General features: G+C 69.2%; 12 protein-coding genes. 3 read left to right on the forward strand and 9 right to left on the reverse strand.

Annotation, left to right across the window (positions count from 1 at the left end):
• Positions 1-67: 67 nt before the first annotated feature.
• Both ACFRMN_RS34215 and ACFRMN_RS34220 read right to left on the reverse strand, forming a co-directional pair.
• The gene (locus tag ACFRMN_RS34215; RefSeq protein ID WP_383027257.1) at positions 68-1078 is read right to left on the reverse strand and encodes a LacI family DNA-binding transcriptional regulator; all 1011 of its coding nucleotides are present in this window, start codon (positions 1076-1078) and stop codon (positions 68-70) included.
• A 140-nt stretch (positions 1079-1218) separates the two neighbouring features.
• Positions 1219-5508 carry a discoidin domain-containing protein gene (locus ACFRMN_RS34220; protein ID WP_383027259.1) on the reverse strand — a complete coding sequence of 1430 codons (4290 nt, stop codon included), beginning with the start codon at positions 5506-5508 and terminating at the stop codon, positions 1219-1221.
• Between the two features lie 321 nt (positions 5509-5829).
• On the opposite strand from ACFRMN_RS34220, the gene ACFRMN_RS34225 reads away from it, so the two are divergent.
• A complete protein-coding gene (locus tag ACFRMN_RS34225; protein WP_383027261.1) occupies positions 5830-7539 on the forward strand; it encodes an ATP-binding protein in 1710 nt (569 codons plus the stop codon).
• Positions 7536-8213, forward strand: coding sequence for a response regulator (locus tag ACFRMN_RS34230; RefSeq protein WP_383027264.1), 678 nt, complete (start codon positions 7536-7538; stop codon positions 8211-8213). The genes ACFRMN_RS34225 and ACFRMN_RS34230 overlap by 4 nt, the downstream gene beginning before the upstream one ends.
• A 29-nt stretch (positions 8214-8242) precedes the next feature.
• Here the strand turns inward: ACFRMN_RS34230 and ACFRMN_RS34235 are convergent, their stop codons facing one another.
• From ACFRMN_RS34235 to ACFRMN_RS34250, 4 genes are all read right to left on the reverse strand, one after another.
• On the reverse strand, positions 8243-8917 hold the full coding sequence (locus tag ACFRMN_RS34235) for a response regulator (RefSeq protein ID WP_383027266.1): 675 nt from the start codon (positions 8915-8917) through the stop codon (positions 8243-8245).
• Positions 8914-10098 (reverse strand): sensor histidine kinase, encoded by a 1185-nt coding sequence (locus ACFRMN_RS34240; protein WP_383027269.1) that lies wholly within the window; start codon positions 10096-10098, stop codon positions 8914-8916. Before ACFRMN_RS34240 ends, ACFRMN_RS34235 begins: the two co-directional genes overlap by 4 nt.
• Positions 10095-10604, reverse strand: coding sequence for a DUF1453 domain-containing protein (locus tag ACFRMN_RS34245; RefSeq protein WP_383027271.1), 510 nt, complete (start codon positions 10602-10604; stop codon positions 10095-10097). Before ACFRMN_RS34245 ends, ACFRMN_RS34240 begins: the two co-directional genes overlap by 4 nt.
• 161 nt (positions 10605-10765) lie before the next feature.
• Complete coding sequence (locus ACFRMN_RS34250; protein ID WP_383027274.1) at positions 10766-12889, reverse strand: type IIA DNA topoisomerase subunit B; 2124 nt, start codon at positions 12887-12889, stop codon at positions 10766-10768.
• A gap of 455 nt (positions 12890-13344) precedes the next feature.
• On the opposite strand from ACFRMN_RS34250, the gene ACFRMN_RS34255 reads away from it, so the two are divergent.
• Positions 13345-13575, forward strand: a complete 231-nt coding sequence (locus ACFRMN_RS34255; protein WP_030350144.1) for a hypothetical protein — start codon at positions 13345-13347, stop codon at positions 13573-13575.
• A 149-nt stretch (positions 13576-13724) separates the two neighbouring features.
• Here the strand turns inward: ACFRMN_RS34255 and ACFRMN_RS34260 are convergent, their stop codons facing one another.
• The 3 genes from ACFRMN_RS34260 to ACFRMN_RS34270 all read right to left on the reverse strand — a co-directional run bounded on the left by ACFRMN_RS34260 (position 13725) and on the right by ACFRMN_RS34270 (position 17501).
• A complete protein-coding gene (locus ACFRMN_RS34260; RefSeq protein ID WP_383027276.1) occupies positions 13725-14573 on the reverse strand; it encodes a S1 family peptidase in 849 nt (282 codons plus the stop codon).
• A gap of 149 nt (positions 14574-14722) precedes the next feature.
• The gene (locus ACFRMN_RS34265) at positions 14723-16273 is read right to left on the reverse strand and encodes an RNA polymerase sigma factor (protein ID WP_383027278.1); all 1551 of its coding nucleotides are present in this window, start codon (positions 16271-16273) and stop codon (positions 14723-14725) included.
• A gap of 340 nt (positions 16274-16613) precedes the next feature.
• A complete protein-coding gene (locus ACFRMN_RS34270; protein WP_383027281.1) occupies positions 16614-17501 on the reverse strand; it encodes a FadR/GntR family transcriptional regulator in 888 nt (295 codons plus the stop codon).
• Positions 17502-17535: the final 34 nt, after the last annotated feature.

Consider the following 17535-nt stretch of genomic DNA (forward strand, 5'->3'; position numbering starts at 1 on the left):
CCGGATCCTGCCTGCCGTCGTACCGTCGTCGCCCGGCCACCGTCGTACGGCTCGGCGTATCAGCCCGTCAGCCGCGCGGAGCCTGCGCCGTGGAACCGCGTACGACCAGTTCCGGCTCGAAGAGCAGCTCACCGGGCGGCACCGCGCCGCCCTGGATCTGGGCGCTCAGCATCTCGACGGCCGCCCGGCCCATGGCCTCGATGGGCTGCCGGACGGTGGTCAGCGGCGGCTCGGTGCAATTCATGAAAGCGGAATCGTCGAAACCGACGACGGACACCTCACGCGGCACGTCGAGACCGCGCCGGCGGGCGGCCCGTACCGCGCCGAGCGCCAGTGGGTCACTCGCGCAGATGATGCCCGTGACACCCCGGTCCAGCAGCCGCGACGCCGCCGCGTGACCGCCCTCCAGCGAGAACATGGCCCGCTCGACGCACTCGTCGGGAAGCTTCACCCCGGCGGCCTTCGCCGCCGCCAGCGCCGCCGCGAGCTTGCGCCGGGAGGGCACGTGGTCGGACGGGCCGAGTACGAGACCGACGCGCTCGTGGCCGAGCGAGGCGAGATGGCGCCAGGCCTGCTCGACCGCCACGGCGTCGTCGCAGGAGATACAGGGGAAGTCGAGGTTCTCGATGGGCGCGTTGATCAGGACGACCGGGATCTTGCGCTCGGCGAGCAGCCGGTAGTGGTCGTGCGGGGCGTCTGCCTGCGCGAACAGCCCGCCCGCGAAGACCACCCCGGACACCTGCTGCTGAAGCAGCAGTTCCACATAGTCCGCCTCGGAGACGCCCCCCTTCGTCTGGGTGCACAGCACAGGCGTCAGGCCCTGCTGGGCCAGCGCCCCGCCGATCACCTCGGCGAACGCCGGGAAGATGGGGTTCTGCAATTCCGGAAGCACCAGACCGACGAGTCGGGCGCGCTCGCCGCGCAGCTGCGTCGGCCGCTCGTAACCCAGGACGTCCAGCGCGGTCAGCACCGACTGGCGCGTGGCCTGCGAGACCCCGGGCTTGCCATTGAGCACCCGGCTGACCGTGGCCTCGCTGACCCCAACCTTCTTCGCCACCTGAGCAAGTCGTCGCGTCATACACGCAAGACTATCGCAAGGCATGCAAGCTACTTGCTTGAGAGCGTAATTCGAGCGTCAAGGCGCCGGTAAGCGAGGTGCCGACCGGAAGCGACCCGGCCGGCACCCACACTACGGCCCGCGAGGGCCCGCGCCCCCTCCTACGGGTTGATGTTGATCTTGAAGTTGGGCGTGGTGTTCTTCACGTCCAGGGCGTTGTTGTTGAGCGTCAGACCGTTGAAGGTGACCTCACCGACGGCCGGCCCCTGACCCGCCTCCGGCATCTCGTTGGCCCACAGTCCGAAACCGGACTTGGCGTCGAACGCGTCACCGCTCTTGCGTGCGCCGGTGATCGAGATGTCCGTGAGGATGGTGTCCTTGATCGGGAACTGCGGCTGACCGCCCACATAGTTGGTCTGGAACATGATGCCGCTGTAGGTCGGATCGACGATGTCGACATTGTTGATCCGGATCCCCTGGAACACCTTCGACGCCGAGAACAGCCAGATCCCCGGGAAGGTCTGCGCTCCCCAGAAGTGGCCGCCGGCCCGGACGATCGACACGTTCTCGATCGTCGTCGGTTCGGTCCCGAAGCCGTTCATCGGATAACCGAAGTCCAGCGAGCTGACCGTGATCCCCGAGTAGACGAGGGTGTCCGCGATATGGATGTTGCGGAAGGTGTTGCGGTAGCCGCCGTACACCGCGAGACCCGCCGCACGCCAGGTCAGCGTCGAGGACAGATTCTCGTAGACGTTGTTGAACATGTCCGCGCCGCCGGCATCGATCGCCGAGAACAGCGCGAAGCTGTCGTCTCCCGTGGCCCGCGCGTCATTGTTGACCACGTGGTTGTCCGTGGAGCCGTTGGTCATGTTGATGCCGTCGGCGAACATGTTCCGGATCCGGGAGTTCTTGATCGTGATCCGGTCCGCGTTGGCGCCCCAGTACAGGCAGACCATGTGCTCGTTCCAGATGTTGTCGATCGTGATGTCGGAGACATTAGCGAAGTCGAACACCTTGCCGGGACCGTCGATGCGCGAGGTGTAGTTGCCGAAGTACGCGAAGCCGGTGAAGGACGAGCCCTTCGCCGCGGCCTCCGCGCGGAAGCCGATATCGGTGTTCTCCTGCGTCGCCGGGGCATGGAACCTGGTGAACCAGGGACCGGCGCCGACGACCTGCACCGGCTTCCCGTACACCTGGAACTTGCTGGACGTCTGGTAGTCACCGGGCGGCAGATAGACGCCGACCAGCTTCCCCGTGGTGTCCATCCGGACCCGGTCCAGAGCGTTCTGCACGTCCTGGTGGGTGAATCCGGCCGGGACCGTGTACGTGGCCGGGTCCGGGTTGGCGATCTGCGCGACCTGCTCCAGGTTGATGAAGTCGATCGCGTACGTGGTGGTGTTGGCCGCGTCCTTCTGGAGCCTGATCTTGCTGCCCGCCGGGACGGTCTTGCCCAGCATGACGTTCGCCTCGTCGTAGATGTGCCGGGGCGCACCGGAACCGGGCGAGTTGCCTGGGCCGGTCTCCGCTCCGTACAGCCACGCGTACTTGGAGGTGAGGTCGATCGCCTTGAGGTAGGTGCCGTCGACATAGACGTTCAGCGTGGAGTTGATGCCACCGCCGCCCGCCGAGTCCGGTATCGAGAACCGCGTGACCAGCGTGTTCGTGCTGGCCTTGGTGGTGAACTCGACGTAGTTGCCGGTGTTGTTGAGCGTGACGGCCTTACGGCCCGACGCCTCGCCCGCGACATCACCGACGGTCCTGTTCGGGCCGACGACCTGTGCGCCGCCGCCCGTGGTGCCGTCCTCCGCCTCGTACATGTCGTACGGCATGTTGGCGCCGCGCCCGACGAACAGCGGCTGCGTGCTGGTGTTGTTCGCGCGCTTGACCGGCAGTTCGTTGGTGTCGTCGGCGAGGACCACCTTCACCGTGTACGAGCCGTTGGCCGCGGCCCAGGTGCCGAGGCCCACCGGCGGGGTGGTCGCCCCGGCCGCGATGGTGCCGTTGTACGCGCCGGTCAGGGTCTTGACCGTGGCGCCCTTGGAGTCGAGCAGGGAGAGCGTGATGCCATGGGCGCCGGCCGCGGAGGCCACCGTGCCCTGGTTCTTGACCGCCACCGAGAAGGTGACGGTGTCCCCGGCCGAGGGCGAGGACGGTGAGGTGGAGACGGTCGCGGCGACCAGGTCCGAGCTGGAGACCGGCCTCACCACCAGCGCGGTGGGGCTGGTGTAGGAGTTGTTGGTCTCGTTCTGCTCGATGACCGCGTTGGCCGGGTCCGCGACCGCGCCGAGCTGGTACGAACCGGCGTCACGCGGGCCGATGTCCGCCGTGACGGTGGCCGAGGCCCCGGCCGCCAGGGCGCCCACCGAAGCGGTGGCCGCCTTGCTGCCGCCGAGCTGGAACTCGACCGTGCTGGCGGGCGCGGCGATCGCTCCGGAGTTGCGTACGGTCGCCGACAGGGTGATCGGGTCGGACTCGACCGGCGCGGCGGGGGCCGCGCTGACCGCCGTGACCTGGAGGTCGGGGTTGGGCGCCGGGTCGCCGAGCACCTGGAACTCCGCCACCTGTCCCGCGCCCGAGCCGGTGTTGGAGGTGAACTTCAGCTGGACGTCGGCGACGCGCGCGGTGACCGGAATGGTCACCGAGTTCCCGGTCGCCGGGCTGAACGCGTAGTCCTTGGCGGCCACCAGGCTGGTGAGGCCCGACGCGCTCTGCTCACGTCCCAGTACCTGGATGTTCTGGGTCCGCGCTCCCCAGCTGCTGTCCGGGTTGAGCTTGACGACGACGCTCTGGGTGTCGGCGTTGGCGCCCAGTTTCACGGTGAGGGTGTTGGGGTAACTGCCGCCCGCGCCCTCCCAGTAGGTGGTGACGCTGTTGTCGTTGGCGTTCTCCGCGACGAAGGTGTGGACCACGGAGGACGCGGAGATCGGCTTGCCGACGGCGAGGTTCGACGCCGAGCCGCTGCTGCCGTTCCTGGTGACCGTGTTGCTGTTGCCGGAGCGGTTGCCCGCCGCGTCCTTGGCCCGTACGTAGTACGAGACGGTCGTCCCGGCGGGCTGGGTGTCCGTGTACGTGGTGACATCGCCGGCCACGGTCTGGCGCAGCACGTTGTTGGCGTAGATCTCGTACCCCGTCACGCCCTTGTTGTCCGTCGAGGCGCCCCAGGTCAGCTTGATCTGACCGGAGGACGGCTCGGTGAAGGCGAGGTTGGCGGGGGTGGTGGGCGCCTGGGTGTCACCGCTGTCGCCCTGGCGGGTGACGGTGTTGCTGTTGCCCGAGACGTTTCCGGCCGCGTCCTTGGCCCGTACGTAGTACGCGACGGTCGAGCCGGCGGGCTGGGTGTCGGTGAACGTCGTCACATTGCCGGCGACGCTGGTGCGCAGCTCGTTGTTGGCGTAGATGTCGTAGCCGGTCACGCCCGTGTTGTCGGTGGACGCGTTCCAGGTCAGCTTGATCTGGCCGGTGGCCGGCTCGGTGTAGGCCAGCCCGGTGGGCGCGCTGGGCGCCTGCGTGTCACCGGTCTCGGGGCCGTAGATCTCCAGTTCGGAGAGCTGGCCGCCGGGCTGGCCGGTGTTGGCCGTGATCAGCACGCGGACATAGCGCGTGGTGACGGCGTCGAAGGGGATCGTCACCGCCTGGCCGCCCGCGGCGTTGAAGGTGTACGCCTTGGACGCGGTCAGATCCGTGAAGGCGGAGTTGTTGTCGCTGCCCTGGATCTTCAGCGTCTGGTCCCTGGCTCCCCAGCCGTCAGGCAGCTTCAGTACCACCTGGTTGACGCGGACCGAGGAGCCGAGGTCGGCCTGGATCCACTGCGGGAAGGTGTTGTTCCTGCTCTCCCAGTAGCTGGCCTTGTTGCCGTCATTGGCGTTGCCGGGCCCGTAGACCTCGGTGAAGCTGCTCGCCGTGAGCGTCCTGCCGAGGGCGAGGTTCACCGACGCCGCGGCGGCCGCGTGCACCTCAAGCTCGGAGAGCTGGGCCTTCTTCCCTGCCGTGTTGTCCGTGATGTTCGCCCGTACGAAACGTGCCTTGGTGGCCGGGAAGGACACGGTGACCTTGTTGCCCGCGCCCTTGCTGAAGGTGTACGTGGCGGAGGACTTCAGCGTGGAGAAGCTGGTGCCGTCCGCGCTGCCCTGGAGGGAGAGGGTCTGCTTCCGGGACTCCCACCCCGCGGGGAGCTTCAGCACCACCTGGTCGACACGCTTGCTCGACCCCAGGTCCGACTGCACCCACTGGGGGAACTTCTTGCCGTCACCTTCCCAGTACGTGGACTGATCCCCGTCCGTCACGTTCCGGGCGGTCCCGTCGCCCGACGTCGTGCTCGCCGCCGCGGTCCGCCCCGCGGCGATATTGGGACCGTCGGCCGCCGCAGCGGTCATCGACGGCCAGCCGATCATCAAAAGACTGGTGGCTATGGCGGCGGAGAGGACCCGCCATCTCCGGCGTAGCGATCTCATGGATCCCCGATCTTCGGCCTCGGCGCGGGGGGCGACGAGGGCGCGGCTCTGGCTGCGTACCTGTAGGACAGGCATTTCTGCATTGCTGAACAGAGACTTTTGCGTTTTGCGGTCAGAGAGTTGCAGAGAAATGCGAGTGCGTCCACCGCTCGGACAGAACCAAATCCCCAGGTTCCCCACCCGGGTTGGCCGCCAATGCGCCACACACGCCGGTTTCCCGCCGCTCAACAGGGAACCGTAAGTACGCCGCAAATCTTGCAAGCCATTTGCGTCAATGTGGAAGTTTCGGAAAGAGCGTCCGGCCCTCTACCGTTCGTACATATGAACGCCGCACCGAGCACCGCGGGCAGACGACGGCGATTCGGCTGGCCACGCCGGGTCTTCTCGCAGGTGCTGCTGATGCAGCTCGCCATCGCCGCGGGCGTCACCGTGCTGGCCACGGGGCTCTTTCTCGCGCCCTTCAGCGCCGAGCTGGACGACCAGGCGATGCGCCGCGCGCTCGCGATCGCCGAGACCACGGCGTCCACCGATGTGGCCGCCGACCTCGTGGCCACGGACCCGACGGCCGACGGCCCCGTACAGGCCGAGGCCGAGCGCATCAGACAGTCCACCGGCGCCGAGTATGTGGTGATCATGGACAGGCGCGGGGTGCGCTGGTCGCACACCGAGCTGAACGAGATCGGCAGGGTCGTCTCCACCGACCCCAGCGACGCCCTCGCGGGCAAGGACGTCATGGAGCTGGACAGCGGCACGCTCGGCCGTTCGGCCCGGGGCAAGGTGCCGTTGCGCGACGAGAGCGGGCGGATCGTCGGAGCCGTCTCGGTCGGTATCGCGTACGACAGCGTGCGCGACCGGTTCCTGGCCGCGATCCCCGGGCTGCTCGCGTACGCGGGCGGCGCGCTGGCAGCCGGGGCGCTCGCCGCGTATCTGATCTCCAGACGTCTCCAGCGGCAGACCCATGACCTGGCCTTCTCCGATATCTCGGCACTGCTCACCGAGCGCGAGGCCATGCTGCACAGCCTGCGGGAAGGCGTCGTGGCGCTGGACGGGACCGGCCGGATCCGGCTGATGAACGACGAGGCGCAGCGGCTGCTCGGGCTCGGCGCCGACGCCATCGGCCGGCCGCTGGATGACGTGCTCTGCGCCGGGCGCACCACCGAGGTACTGGCGGGGAGGGTGGTCGGCGAGGATCTGCTGGCCGTCCAGGGCAGCCGCGTCCTGGTCGCCAACCGGATGCCCACCGACGACGGAGGCGCCGTCGTGACCCTCCGCGACCGTACGGAGCTGGAGCGGCTCGGCCGGGAGCTGGACGCCACCAAGGGGCTGATCGACGCCCTGCGCGCCCAGGACCACGAGCACGCGAACCGGATGCACACCCTGCTGGGGCTGCTGGAGCTGGAGATGCACGAGGAAGCGGTGGAGTTCGTCACCGAGGTCGTCGGGGTGCACCGGGCCACCGCCGAGCAGATCACCGAGCGGATCTACGATCCGCTGCCGGCCGCGCTGCTGGTCGGCAAGGCCACGGTCGCGGCGGAGCGGGGCGTCTCGCTGCGGCTCTCCCCCGGCACGCTGCTGCCGGACCGGCTGATCGATCCGCAGGGCCTGGTCACGGTCGTCGGAAACCTCGTCGACAACGCGCTGGACGCGGCGGCCGGCTCCGAGGACCCGCGGATCGAGGTGGAGCTGCGCGCCGAAGGCCGTACGGTCGTTCTCGTGATCTCCGACAGCGGCCCCGGCGTCCCGCCCGACCAGCGTGAACTGGTCTTCTCCGAGGGCTGGTCGACCAAGGAACCACCGGCCCACGGCAAACGCGGCCTCGGGCTGGCCCTGGTGCGCAGACTCGCCGAACGGCAGGGCGGCACCGCACTGGTGGGCGCGGGGGCGCACGGCGGGGCGGAGTTCACGGTCGTCCTGCCGGAGGCACTGACGGAAGCCGAACCCGGCGGGAGCATGGAGCGCGACGGGACCACGGGGTCCGGGGCGCCACCCGGGACGGCCAGTCAGCAGGCCACGGCAGGGGAGACACGATGATCGACGTACTGGTCGTGGACGACGACATCCGGGTCGCGCAGATCAATACGGCCTATGTGGCGAAGGTCGCGGGCTTCCGGGTGGTGGCGCAGGCCCACACCGCCGCCGAGGCCCTGGGCCGGATCGCCGAACACCCCGTCGATCTCATCCTTCTCGACCACTATCTCCCGGACGAGAACGGGCTCGCGGTGGTACGGGAGTTGCGGCGGCTCGGCCATCAGACCGACGTGATCATGGTGACGGCGGCGCGCGATGTCGCCACCGTCCAGTCCGCGATGCGCCACGGCGCGCTCCAGTACCTGGTCAAACCGTTCAACTTCGCCGGGCTACGGGCCAAGCTGGAGGCGTACGCGACGCTGCGCCGCACCCTGGAGGGCGGCGGCGAGGCGGAACAGTCGGAGGTGGACCGGATGTTCGGGGCGCTCTCCGCCGCGAGCGCCCCCGCCCTCCCCAAGGGCCACTCCCCCACCACCGCCGAGGTGGTGCGCAAGGTGCTGATGCGCGCCGACGGACCGCTCTCGGCGCAGGAGATCGCGGAGCGCGCGGGGATGAGCCGGCAGACCGCGCAGCGCTATCTCAAACTGCTGGAGCGGGCCGGGCGGGTACGGCTCACGCTGCGGTACGGGGAGACGGGGCGCCCGGAGCACCGCTACGCCTGGGCGTCGAACGGCTGACGACCGCGCTTCCGGACAGAAGCCGCCGATCAGCCCGATGGACCGGATGTCCCGGGTCGCGGGATGAGCCCGCGCTGATAGGCATAGCGCACGGCCTGCGCGCGATCGCGCACACCGGTCTTGGCGAAGAGGTTGTTGATGTGGGTCTTCACCGTGGCCGCCCCGATGTGCAGCCGCTGCGCGATCTCCTTGTTGGAAAGCCCCTCGGCGACCAGCGAAAGCACCTCGGCCTCGCGGGCGGTGAGCCCGTCGGGCAGCTCCGCCGGTGCGGGATCGGCGGGCGGGGCCGTGACCTGCTCCAGCAGCCGTCGCTGTACGGCGGGCGCCAGTCCGGCCTGCCCCGCGAGTACGTCGTCGACGGCCCTGACGATCTCCTCGCCCCCGGCGTCCTTGGTGAGATAGCCGCGGGCCCCGGCCCGGAGCGCGGCGAAGAGCGAATCGTCGTCGGCGTATGTCGTGAGCACCACGACCTGGGTGCCCGGGTACTCCGCGCGGATACGGCGGGTGGCCTCCACGCCGTCGCAGCGCGGCATCCGCAGATCCATCAGGACCACATCGGGGGCGAGTTCGGCGACCAGGGCCACGGCCTCCTCGCCGTCCCTCGCCGCGCCGACGACCTCAATGCCCGGCAGCAGCCCGAGCAGCATCACGATGCCCTCGCGCACCACGGCCTGGTCATCGGCGACGATCACCCTCGCCGTCATGCGGGCACTCGCAAACGCACGTTGAAACCCTTCTCGTCGGGGTCCTCCGGGCCTCCGGGACCGGCCTCCAGAGTGCCGCCGAGCAGTTCGGCGCGCTCCTTCATCCCCAGCAGACCGTACCCGGAGCCCGAGGACCCCAGCCCGGCCGGGGCCGCGCCCTTCCCGCCGGAGTTCCTTACGTCCAGCGTGACCTCGTCCGCGCCGTACGTGAGCCGGATCAGCACCCGGGCGCCCGGGGCGTGTTTCCGTACGTTGGTCAGCGCCTCCTGCACCACCCGGCGCACGGTCTGGGACGCCTCCGCGGGCAGCGGCCGCGGCTCGCCGCCGATCACGACCTCGGCACCGTCCATCGCGGCCAGTTCACGCAGGTAGTCGCCGAGGGGCGTCATCTCGCCGCGCAGCGCGGAGAGCGCCTGCCTGGTCTCGGCGAGTCCTTCACGTGCCATGGAGCGCGCGGCGACGACCCGTTCCAGGATCTGGTCGCGGAACGGGCCCCGCGGCTCGCGCTCGATCCGCAGCCGCGCCGCCTCCAGATGGACGAGCTGCGCGGAGAGGCTGTGCGCCAGCACGTCATGGATGTCCCGGGCGATCCTGGCCCGTTCCACGAGGGCGGCCGACTCCGCCTCGGCGGCGAGGGCGGCGCGCTCCTGGGCAAGCAGCCGCTGGGCGTTGCCGCGCGCCTCCGCGGCGAGCCGCAGTACGTACCCGCCGAGGAGCAGCCCGGCGGTGGTGATCGTGATGGTGACCCAGCTGTCCTGGTTGTACGCCGTGAACCCGCCGAGGGCGGCGAGGGTGACGGGCAGCGCGGCGATGAGCGGCAGCCGTTCCATGGCGACGACCGCGCAGCCGCACCAGAGCACGGTGGCCGGGATCTCGAACCCGCCGTGCCGCGCGCCGACCGCCCCGCCCATCAGCAGGACGAGCAGCCCGACCGACGACCAGAGATCGTTGCGCAGCGTGGTGCGGTGGAAGCACCAGGCGAGAAACCCGGTGAGCAGCACCGCGGCGACGGCCGCGACCACGCCCCAGCCGACCACCGGGCGCTCGCTGAACGTTGACCAGAGAAGGGCACCGAGGACCAGCGCGCGAATGCCGCCGTTCAGCCATCGCCGTGCGTCGGTGCGGCCCGCCCGGGAGAGAGCTTCCCGGGAGGGCCAGTTCGTCCAGGCCTCGGGGGTCACACACGGTCCTTCCACGGTTCGGCGGCTACGCCGTCACCGTACGACGGCCGGCCGGCGCGGGCCCGCCACACCAGCAGACCCCTGCGGACCAGTACCGAGGCGGCGAGCGCGAGCAGCAGCGCCCCGCTGCCCTGGTGGACGCCGATCAGCGCACCGACGCCCATGAGCCCCAGCCGCAGGGCGATTCCGGCGACCCAGACCGCGGCGGTCGCCCTCGTACCCTTCGACCATACGGAACCGTCCCGCTCGGTCCAGAGATGACTGGTCCGGGCCCAGCCCACGCCCATCAGCAGCCCCACGACCAGCTCGGCGCCGAGCAGCAGCGCCGACAGCGACGGTTCCCGTGTGTCGAGGAGGCCGGGCTCACGCAGCGCGATCACGACCAGGATGACGGGCAGCACCAGCCAGCGGTGCCCGTCGGCGCTGACCCGCTGGGGCTTGAGCTGCCGGGCGGCGATCAGGGCGACCACCGCGACGGCCACCAGTACGTTGAGGAGCGAGGACATCGGGGCCTCCGGGGACGAAGAAGTTCAACGACTTCGACGCTACGGAGAAACACCAGGTCAGAGCATCGGCGCGAGGGTTGATCACGGGTGGAAGTACGGCCTCCACCCGTGGGTGGAGGCCGTTGTCCCGCATGCCCTCGGCGTATCCCTCGGCGTATGCCTCAGGCGTCGATGCGCGAGCGGTCCAGCGTCGCCGCGGAGCTGGTGATGAACTCCTTGCGGGGAGCCACCTCGTTGCCCATCAGCAGATCGAAGATCTGCTCGGACGACTCCAGGTCCCCGATGTTGATCCGCCGCAGGGTGCGGTGGCGGGGGTCCATCGTGGTCTCCGCCAGCTGATCGGCGTCCATCTCACCGAGGCCCTTGTAGCGCTGGATGGAGTCCTTGAAGCGCACGTTCTTGCGCTGGAACTCCAGCAGCGTCTGCCGCAGCTCGTTGTCCGAGTATGTGTAGACGTACTTGTCCTGGCCCTTCTTGGGCTGGACCAGCTCGATCCGGTGCAGCGGCGGCACGGCGGCGAAGACCCGGCCCGCCGCCACCATCGGCCGCATGTAGCGCTGGAAGAGCGTGAGCAGCAGGCAGCGGATATGGGCGCCGTCGACATCGGCGTCGACCAGCAGCACGATCTTGCCGTAACGGGCGGCGTCGATGTCGAAGGTCCGGCCCGAGCCCGCCCCTATGACCTGGATGATCGCCCCGCACTCGGCGTTCTTGAGCATGTCCGAGACGGATGACTTCTGGACATTGAGGATCTTGCCCCGGATCGGCAGCAGCGCCTGGAACTCGCTGTTCCTGGCGAGCTTGGCCGTACCGAGCGCGGAGTCGCCCTCCACGATGAACAGCTCGCTGCGCTCGACGTCGTCACTGCGGCAGTCGGCGAGCTTGGCCGGCAGCGAGGAGGACTCCAGCGCCGTCTTCCTGCGCTGCGCCTCCTTGTGCTGGCGGGCCGCGATCCGCGTACGGGCGGCGGCGACGGCCTTCTCCAGCACGGCGCGGGCCTGCGCCTTGGCGTCGCGCTTGGTCGAGGTCAGGAACTCCTTGAGCTCCTTGGCGATGACGTTGGCGACGATCCGGTTGGCCGCGGACGTACCGAGGACCTCCTTGGTCTGGCCCTCGAACTGCGGCTCGGCGAGCCGCACCGTGACCACGGCCGTGAGGCCCTCCAGGGCGTCGTCCTTGACGACGTCGTCCTCCGCGACGCGCAGCATCTTGGCCGAGCGCAGCGCCTCATTGACCGTTTTGGTCAGAGAACGCTCGAATCCGCTCACATGGGTGCCGCCCTTGGGGGTGGCGATGATGTTCACGAACGACCTGACGGTGGTGTCGTACCCGGTGCCCCAGCGCAGGGCGACATCGACGCCCAGCTCGCGGGTGACCTCGGTGGGGGTCATGTGCCCGCGGTCGTCCAGGACCGGCACGGTCTCCTTGAAGGTGCCCTGGCCGGTCAGCCGCAGCACATCGCAGACGGCCTTGTCCTGCGCGAGATATTCACAGAACTCGCTGATGCCGCCGTCGAACCGGAACGTCTCCTCGCTCGCGCCGCTGCCCTCACCCGCGCCGAGATCCCGCTCGTCCCTGACGACGATCGTCAGTCCGGGGACCAGGAAGGCGGTCTGCCGGGCACGCTGGTAGAGCGTGTCCAGGGAAAGCTTGGCGTCCTTGAGGAAGATCTGCCGGTCGGCCCAGTAGCGCACACGCGTGCCGGTACGGGTCTTGGGCACCCGCTTGCCCTTGCGGAGCCCGTTCGCGGGATCGAAGGGGCTGTCGGGGCCCTGCTCGGTGAACATCCCGGGGACACCGCGCCGGAAGCTGATCGAGTGCGTGGTGTTGCGGTCCACCTCGACGTCCAGCCGGGCGGAGAGGGCGTTGACGACGGAGGCGCCCACGCCGTGCAGACCGCCCGAGGCGGCGTACGAGCCGCCGCCGAACTTTCCGCCGGCGTGCAGCTTGGTCATCACGACCTCGATGCCGGAGAGGCCGGTCTTGGGCTCGACGTCGACGGGGATGCCCCGGCCGTTGTCCTTGACCTCGACCGAGCCGTCCTCGTGGAGGATCACCTCGATGTGGTCGCAGTAGCCGCCAAGGGCCTCATCGACCGAGTTGTCGATGATCTCCCAGAGGCAGTGCATCAGGCCGCGGCTGTCGGTCGAGCCGATATACATTCCGGGGCGTTTGCGGACCGCTTCGAGCCCTTCAAGGACGAGCAGGTGCCGCGCGGTGTAGTTGGAGCCGTCACGGTCTGCTGTCAGCAGCGCAGTGGACGGCACGGACGTATCGGCGGTCACGCGGTTCGCTCCTCGCTGAATTTGAGATGGGCCTCCGTGGGGTAAAGGCCCGGCGTCTGTCACCGGTCAGAGGGTACAGAGGCCTGGTAGAGCCGTTGTCACGCCACCCTCGCGAATTCTCATGCTAGTCCAAGGTCGCATAGGTGTTCGATCCTTCGATGGAGTGAAGCACACATCACGTTCCCTTCCAGGCATGAACCATTTAGGCTCCGGGCACGTCCTCATCAACAACCGGCAAGCCGGCCGGCGAGGGCGATCCCCCTGACAAGCAACGTCAAGCAACGCGAAACCCGTAGTGCGAAGCCCCGCGAGCAATACGGCCCATTCGCCGCCAACCGTCAGCAGCCAGCCACAACGGAAGAAACTTTCGAGGAAAAGCCGAGAGCGGGAACGTTTTCGGCCTGGTTGGATGTTGACCCTGGTACGACAGCTCGTCGAGCTAGAGAAGAGGCGACGTGACTACTGTTCTGACCCCCGCGAGCCCGCTGACCGCGGCTGATCGCTGCGACCGGTGCGGCGCCCAGGCCTATCTGCGCGTCCTCCTGTCCAGCGGTGGTGAACTGCTCTTCTGCGCCCACCACGGACGCAAGTTCGAGCCGGAACTCAAGAAGATCGCCGCGGAAATACAGGATGAGACCGACCGACTGACGGCCGTACCGGCCGGCGGCGGTGAAGAGGAACACTGACACCTCGCATCCACGACGAGCCAAGGGCCGGTCCCGAGCCGGCCGACGGGCGGCCACCCCTGTACCGCAGGGTGACCGCCCGTTCTCAGTCGTCGTGGCCGACCCGTTCGGCGTGGCGACCCCACGTCGACCCGGGAACCCCACGCCGATCAGCGCGGGGCCCGTGCTCCCACCGCGTCGGCGACGGCCCGCGCGCCCGTGGTGATCCGGGTATAGACGCCCGGACTGTCCGCGCGCCCGCAGCCACTCCCCCAGGAGACGAGCCCGATAAGCCGCCCCTGGGCCACCAGCGGCCCGCCGCTGTCCCCCTGGCACGCGTCATGCCCGCCCTGGGGATCGCCCGCACAGAGCATCGTGGAGGCCTCGTAACGGTCCCCTGAGCCCCCGGGGTACGCCCGCTCGCAGCTGGAGTCCGGCAGGACCTTCACAGGCGCGGAGCGCAGCGCCTGCGCGTAGTCGGCGTTACCCGACGTATCGCCCCAGCCATAGACCGCCGCGTCGGTGCCGGGCGCCGCGGCCGGGTCCCCCGGTTCCGCCGGCCGGATCGCGTACTCCCCGGGGAGGGCGCGCGCGAGCGTCAGTACGGCGAGGTCCGAAGCGTTGGAACGCGGCTCGTACGCCGGATCCACCTGGACGGACCGTACGGCGACCTCGCGCCCGCCGGAGCCGCGCAGCCGCTCACGGCCCGCGATGACCCGGAGGTCCGGGACATCCTTCGGGGCATCCCCGAGGACGTCCCTGCCCACGCAGTGGGCGGCGGTCAGCACTTTCGTCGGCGCCACCACCACGCCTCCGCAGAACTGGCCCGCACGCGTACCCCCGAAACGGTCACGGCTGGACAGGGCCACGACCCATGGGCTGTCGGCGATCCGTACCGCCTGACCGCCGACGATCACCCGTTCGGCAGCGGCGGGGACAGGCATCACGAGTGGCAGCACCGCCCCGGCGGTGATCACGGCCAGTCCTCCGGTCAGCACTCGGGCTACGGAACGACGCATACAGTCTCCTGACTCTCCGGTGGACTCCGATCTACCCAGAGTCATCCCACCGGTCGAGTCTCGCACCCCCGCGCACGACGCGAAGGCCCGGATCCTCGGTGGCATCCGGGCCTTCACTCGTGCTTCGCGCGCCCCCTGGGGCTCAGCGACTAGTCGAGGTAGTCGCGCAGAACCTGCGAACGCGAGGGGTGGCGCAGCTTCGACATCGTCTTGGACTCGATCTGGCGGATGCGCTCACGCGTCACGCCGTAGACCTTGCCGATCTCGTCCAGCGTCTTGGGCTGGCCGTCCGTGAGACCGAAGCGCATGGAGACCACGCCCGCCTCACGCTCGGAGAGGGTGTCGAGCACCGAGTGCAACTGCTCCTGGAGGAGCGTGAAGCTCACGGCGTCGGCCGGAACGACCGCCTCGGAGTCCTCGATGAGGTCTCCGAACTCGCTGTCGCCGTCCTCGCCCAGCGGAGTGTGCAGCGAGATCGGCTCACGGCCGTACTTCTGGACCTCGATGACCTTCTCGGGGGTCATGTCGAGTTCCTTGGCCAGCTCCTCCGGGGTGGGCTCGCGGCCCAGGTCCTGGAGCATCTGGCGCTGCACCCGCGCGAGCTTGTTGATGACCTCGACCATGTGCACCGGGATACGGATGGTGCGGGCCTGGTCGGCCATGGCGCGGGTGATCGCCTGACGGATCCACCAGGTGGCGTACGTGGAGAACTTGTAGCCCTTGGTGTAGTCGAACTTCTCGACCGCGCGGATCAGACCGAGGTTGCCCTCCTGGATCAGGTCCAGGAAGAGCATGCCGCGGCCGGTGTAGCGCTTGGCCAGTGAGACCACCAGTCGGAGGTTGGCCTCCAGCAGGTGGTTCTTGGCCCGGCGGCCGTCCTCGGCGATGATCTCCAGCTCACGCTTGAGCTTCGGCGCGAGCTTGTCGGAGTTGGCCAGCTTGTCCTCGGCGAAGAGACCGGCCTCGATGCGCTTGGCGAGCTCGACCTCCTGCTCCGCGTTGAGGAGCGGGACCTTGCCGATCTGCTTCAGATAGTCCTTGACCGGGTCGGCGGTGGCACCGGCGACGGCGACCTGCTGGGCCGGCGCGTCGTCCTCGTCGTCGTCGGAGAGTACGAAGCCCTTGTTCTCGCCCTCGGCCTCCTCCTCCTCGCCCTTGCCCGCCTGCACCTCATCGGTGGGCTCTTCGCCGTCGGCGGCCTCGTCGGAGTCCTTCTTGCCGACGGCCTTCTTGGCAGTCGTCTTCTTCGCGGCGGTCTTCTTGACCGTGGCCTTCTTCGCGGCGGTCTTCTTCGCGGCCGCCTTCTTGGCGGGGGCGCCGGCCTCGTCGGCCGCGGCTTCCACGATCTCTGCCGCCGGAGCCGAGGTGGCGGCCGCGACGGTCTTCGTCGTGGTCGTCTTGGCCGCGACGGTCTTGGTGGCGGTGCGCTTGACCGGGCTCTTCGCTGCGACGCTCTTGCGGGTGCGCTTCGGCGACTCCGCGGCACTGACCATCAGCGTCACACCCTCTTCCTCGAGGATCTGGTTGAGGCTGCGCAGAACATTCTTCCACTGGGTTGGCGGAATCTGGTCGGCCTCGAAGGCCCGACGCACGTCATCGCCGGCGATCTGCCCATCAGCCTTTCCCCGCTCGATGAGCGCCATCACAGACTCGGACTCGGCGATCTCCGGCGGGAGCGTACGGGATGTGCTGGCCGACACGAACAACCTCTCGGAACGATGGAAACGGCTTCCGGCCCCGCCCAGGATCGGGCCGGAGCCGACGACCGTCGGCTGGGGATGTGCCGACGGCGCGGGCTAGGACCTCAGAGGTGAATACAGCGCCATGCGCGGCGGACGTATTCCCTCCTCGGCTGTCACCTCTTAGGTCATCGCGCTGTCTCCAGGAGTGTTACGCCCATTCCACGTGGCCCGAGTCACACTCCATTTGCGACAAAATGACCAGAAGGGGGATTTAAGACCCCATAATCGCGTCGCCGGACCCTCTGGGTCCGGCGACACACGACGCGTACATCCCCGTACGCCCGCCCCTCGGCGGCGCTCAGTGCTCGCGCGGTGCCGGAACGACACGCTCCACTTCAGGCTGAACGGTAAGCAGTTGACGCATGGCCGATTCGGCGGCGTGCGCGTCACCGGCGCCGAGGGCGTCGACGATCCGCGCGTGATGGGAGAGCGACGCCTCGGTGGGCCGGTCGCATCCGGTGACCGGGCCGCCGGAGACCTGGAGGGCCGCCGAGACGATCCCCGAAAGGTGCTCCAGCATGCGGTTGCCGGCGAGCTGGATCAGCAGGGAGTGATATTCGGCGTCCGCACGCGAAAAGGTGATCGAATCACCCTGCGCGAGGGAGTGGCTCATGATCCCCACCATGTCGGTGAGCCGCTGCTGGACATCCGCCCGGCCGTGGCCGGCCGCCAGCCGCGCGGCGAGGGGCTCGATCGTCCAGCGCAGCTCACTCAGCTCGCGGCGCTGATCGTCGCGCTGCGGCCCGAAAGCGCGCCATTCGATGATGTCGGGGTCGAGCAGATTCCAGTCGCTCACCGGACGGACACGGGTACCGACATTGGGCCGGGCGCTCACCAGGCCCTTGGCCTCCAGCACGCGCAGCGACTCCCGCACCACCGTGCGGGAGACCTCGAAGCGCTGGCCGATCTCCTCGGGTACGAGCGGCCGGTCGGCGCCCAGATCACCGGAGACGATCATCTGGCCGAGCTGCTGGACGAGTTGGCCGTGGAGCCCGCGGCCGCGGCTGCTCGTCGTACGTCGTCCCACCCGGCCCAAGTCGGTGTCGGCGCCGTCCCAGACGGGGGCGGCGCCGCGGTCGGCGCCGGGCGCCTCCGCGAAGGGGTAGCGGTCGAGTTCACCCGGCTCGGCGAGGCCGGACTCGACGGAACGGGCGGCGGTCATCATGGTGTGCGCAAGGGTACTCACGCATCCTTTGTCGGCGTTGCTCCCGCGACCCTTG

This window comes from Streptomyces sp. NPDC056835 (assembly GCF_042789485.1).
Classification (GTDB): Bacteria; Actinomycetota; Actinomycetes; order Streptomycetales; family Streptomycetaceae; genus Streptomyces.

What these genes read in the sequence shown, in the direction of transcription:
- ACFRMN_RS34220 (WP_383027259.1), bottom strand. Translation starts at nt 5,508, where the DNA reads ATGAGATCGCTACGCCGGAGATGGCGGGTCCTCTCCGCCGCCATAGCC.
- ACFRMN_RS34245 (WP_383027271.1), bottom strand. Translation starts at nt 10,604, where the DNA reads ATGTCCTCGCTCCTCAACGTACTGGTGGCCGTCGCGGTGGTCGCCCTG.
- ACFRMN_RS34260 (WP_383027276.1), bottom strand. Translation starts at nt 14,573, where the DNA reads ATGCGTCGTTCCGTAGCCCGAGTGCTGACCGGAGGACTGGCCGTGATC.
- ACFRMN_RS34215 (WP_383027257.1), bottom strand. Translation starts at nt 1,078, where the DNA reads ATGACGCGACGACTTGCTCAGGTGGCGAAGAAGGTTGGGGTCAGCGAG.
- ACFRMN_RS34230 (WP_383027264.1), top strand. Translation starts at nt 7,536, where the DNA reads ATGATCGACGTACTGGTCGTGGACGACGACATCCGGGTCGCGCAGATC.
- ACFRMN_RS34225 (WP_383027261.1), top strand. Translation starts at nt 5,830, where the DNA reads ATGAACGCCGCACCGAGCACCGCGGGCAGACGACGGCGATTCGGCTGG.
- ACFRMN_RS34235 (WP_383027266.1), bottom strand. Translation starts at nt 8,917, where the DNA reads ATGACGGCGAGGGTGATCGTCGCCGATGACCAGGCCGTGGTGCGCGAG.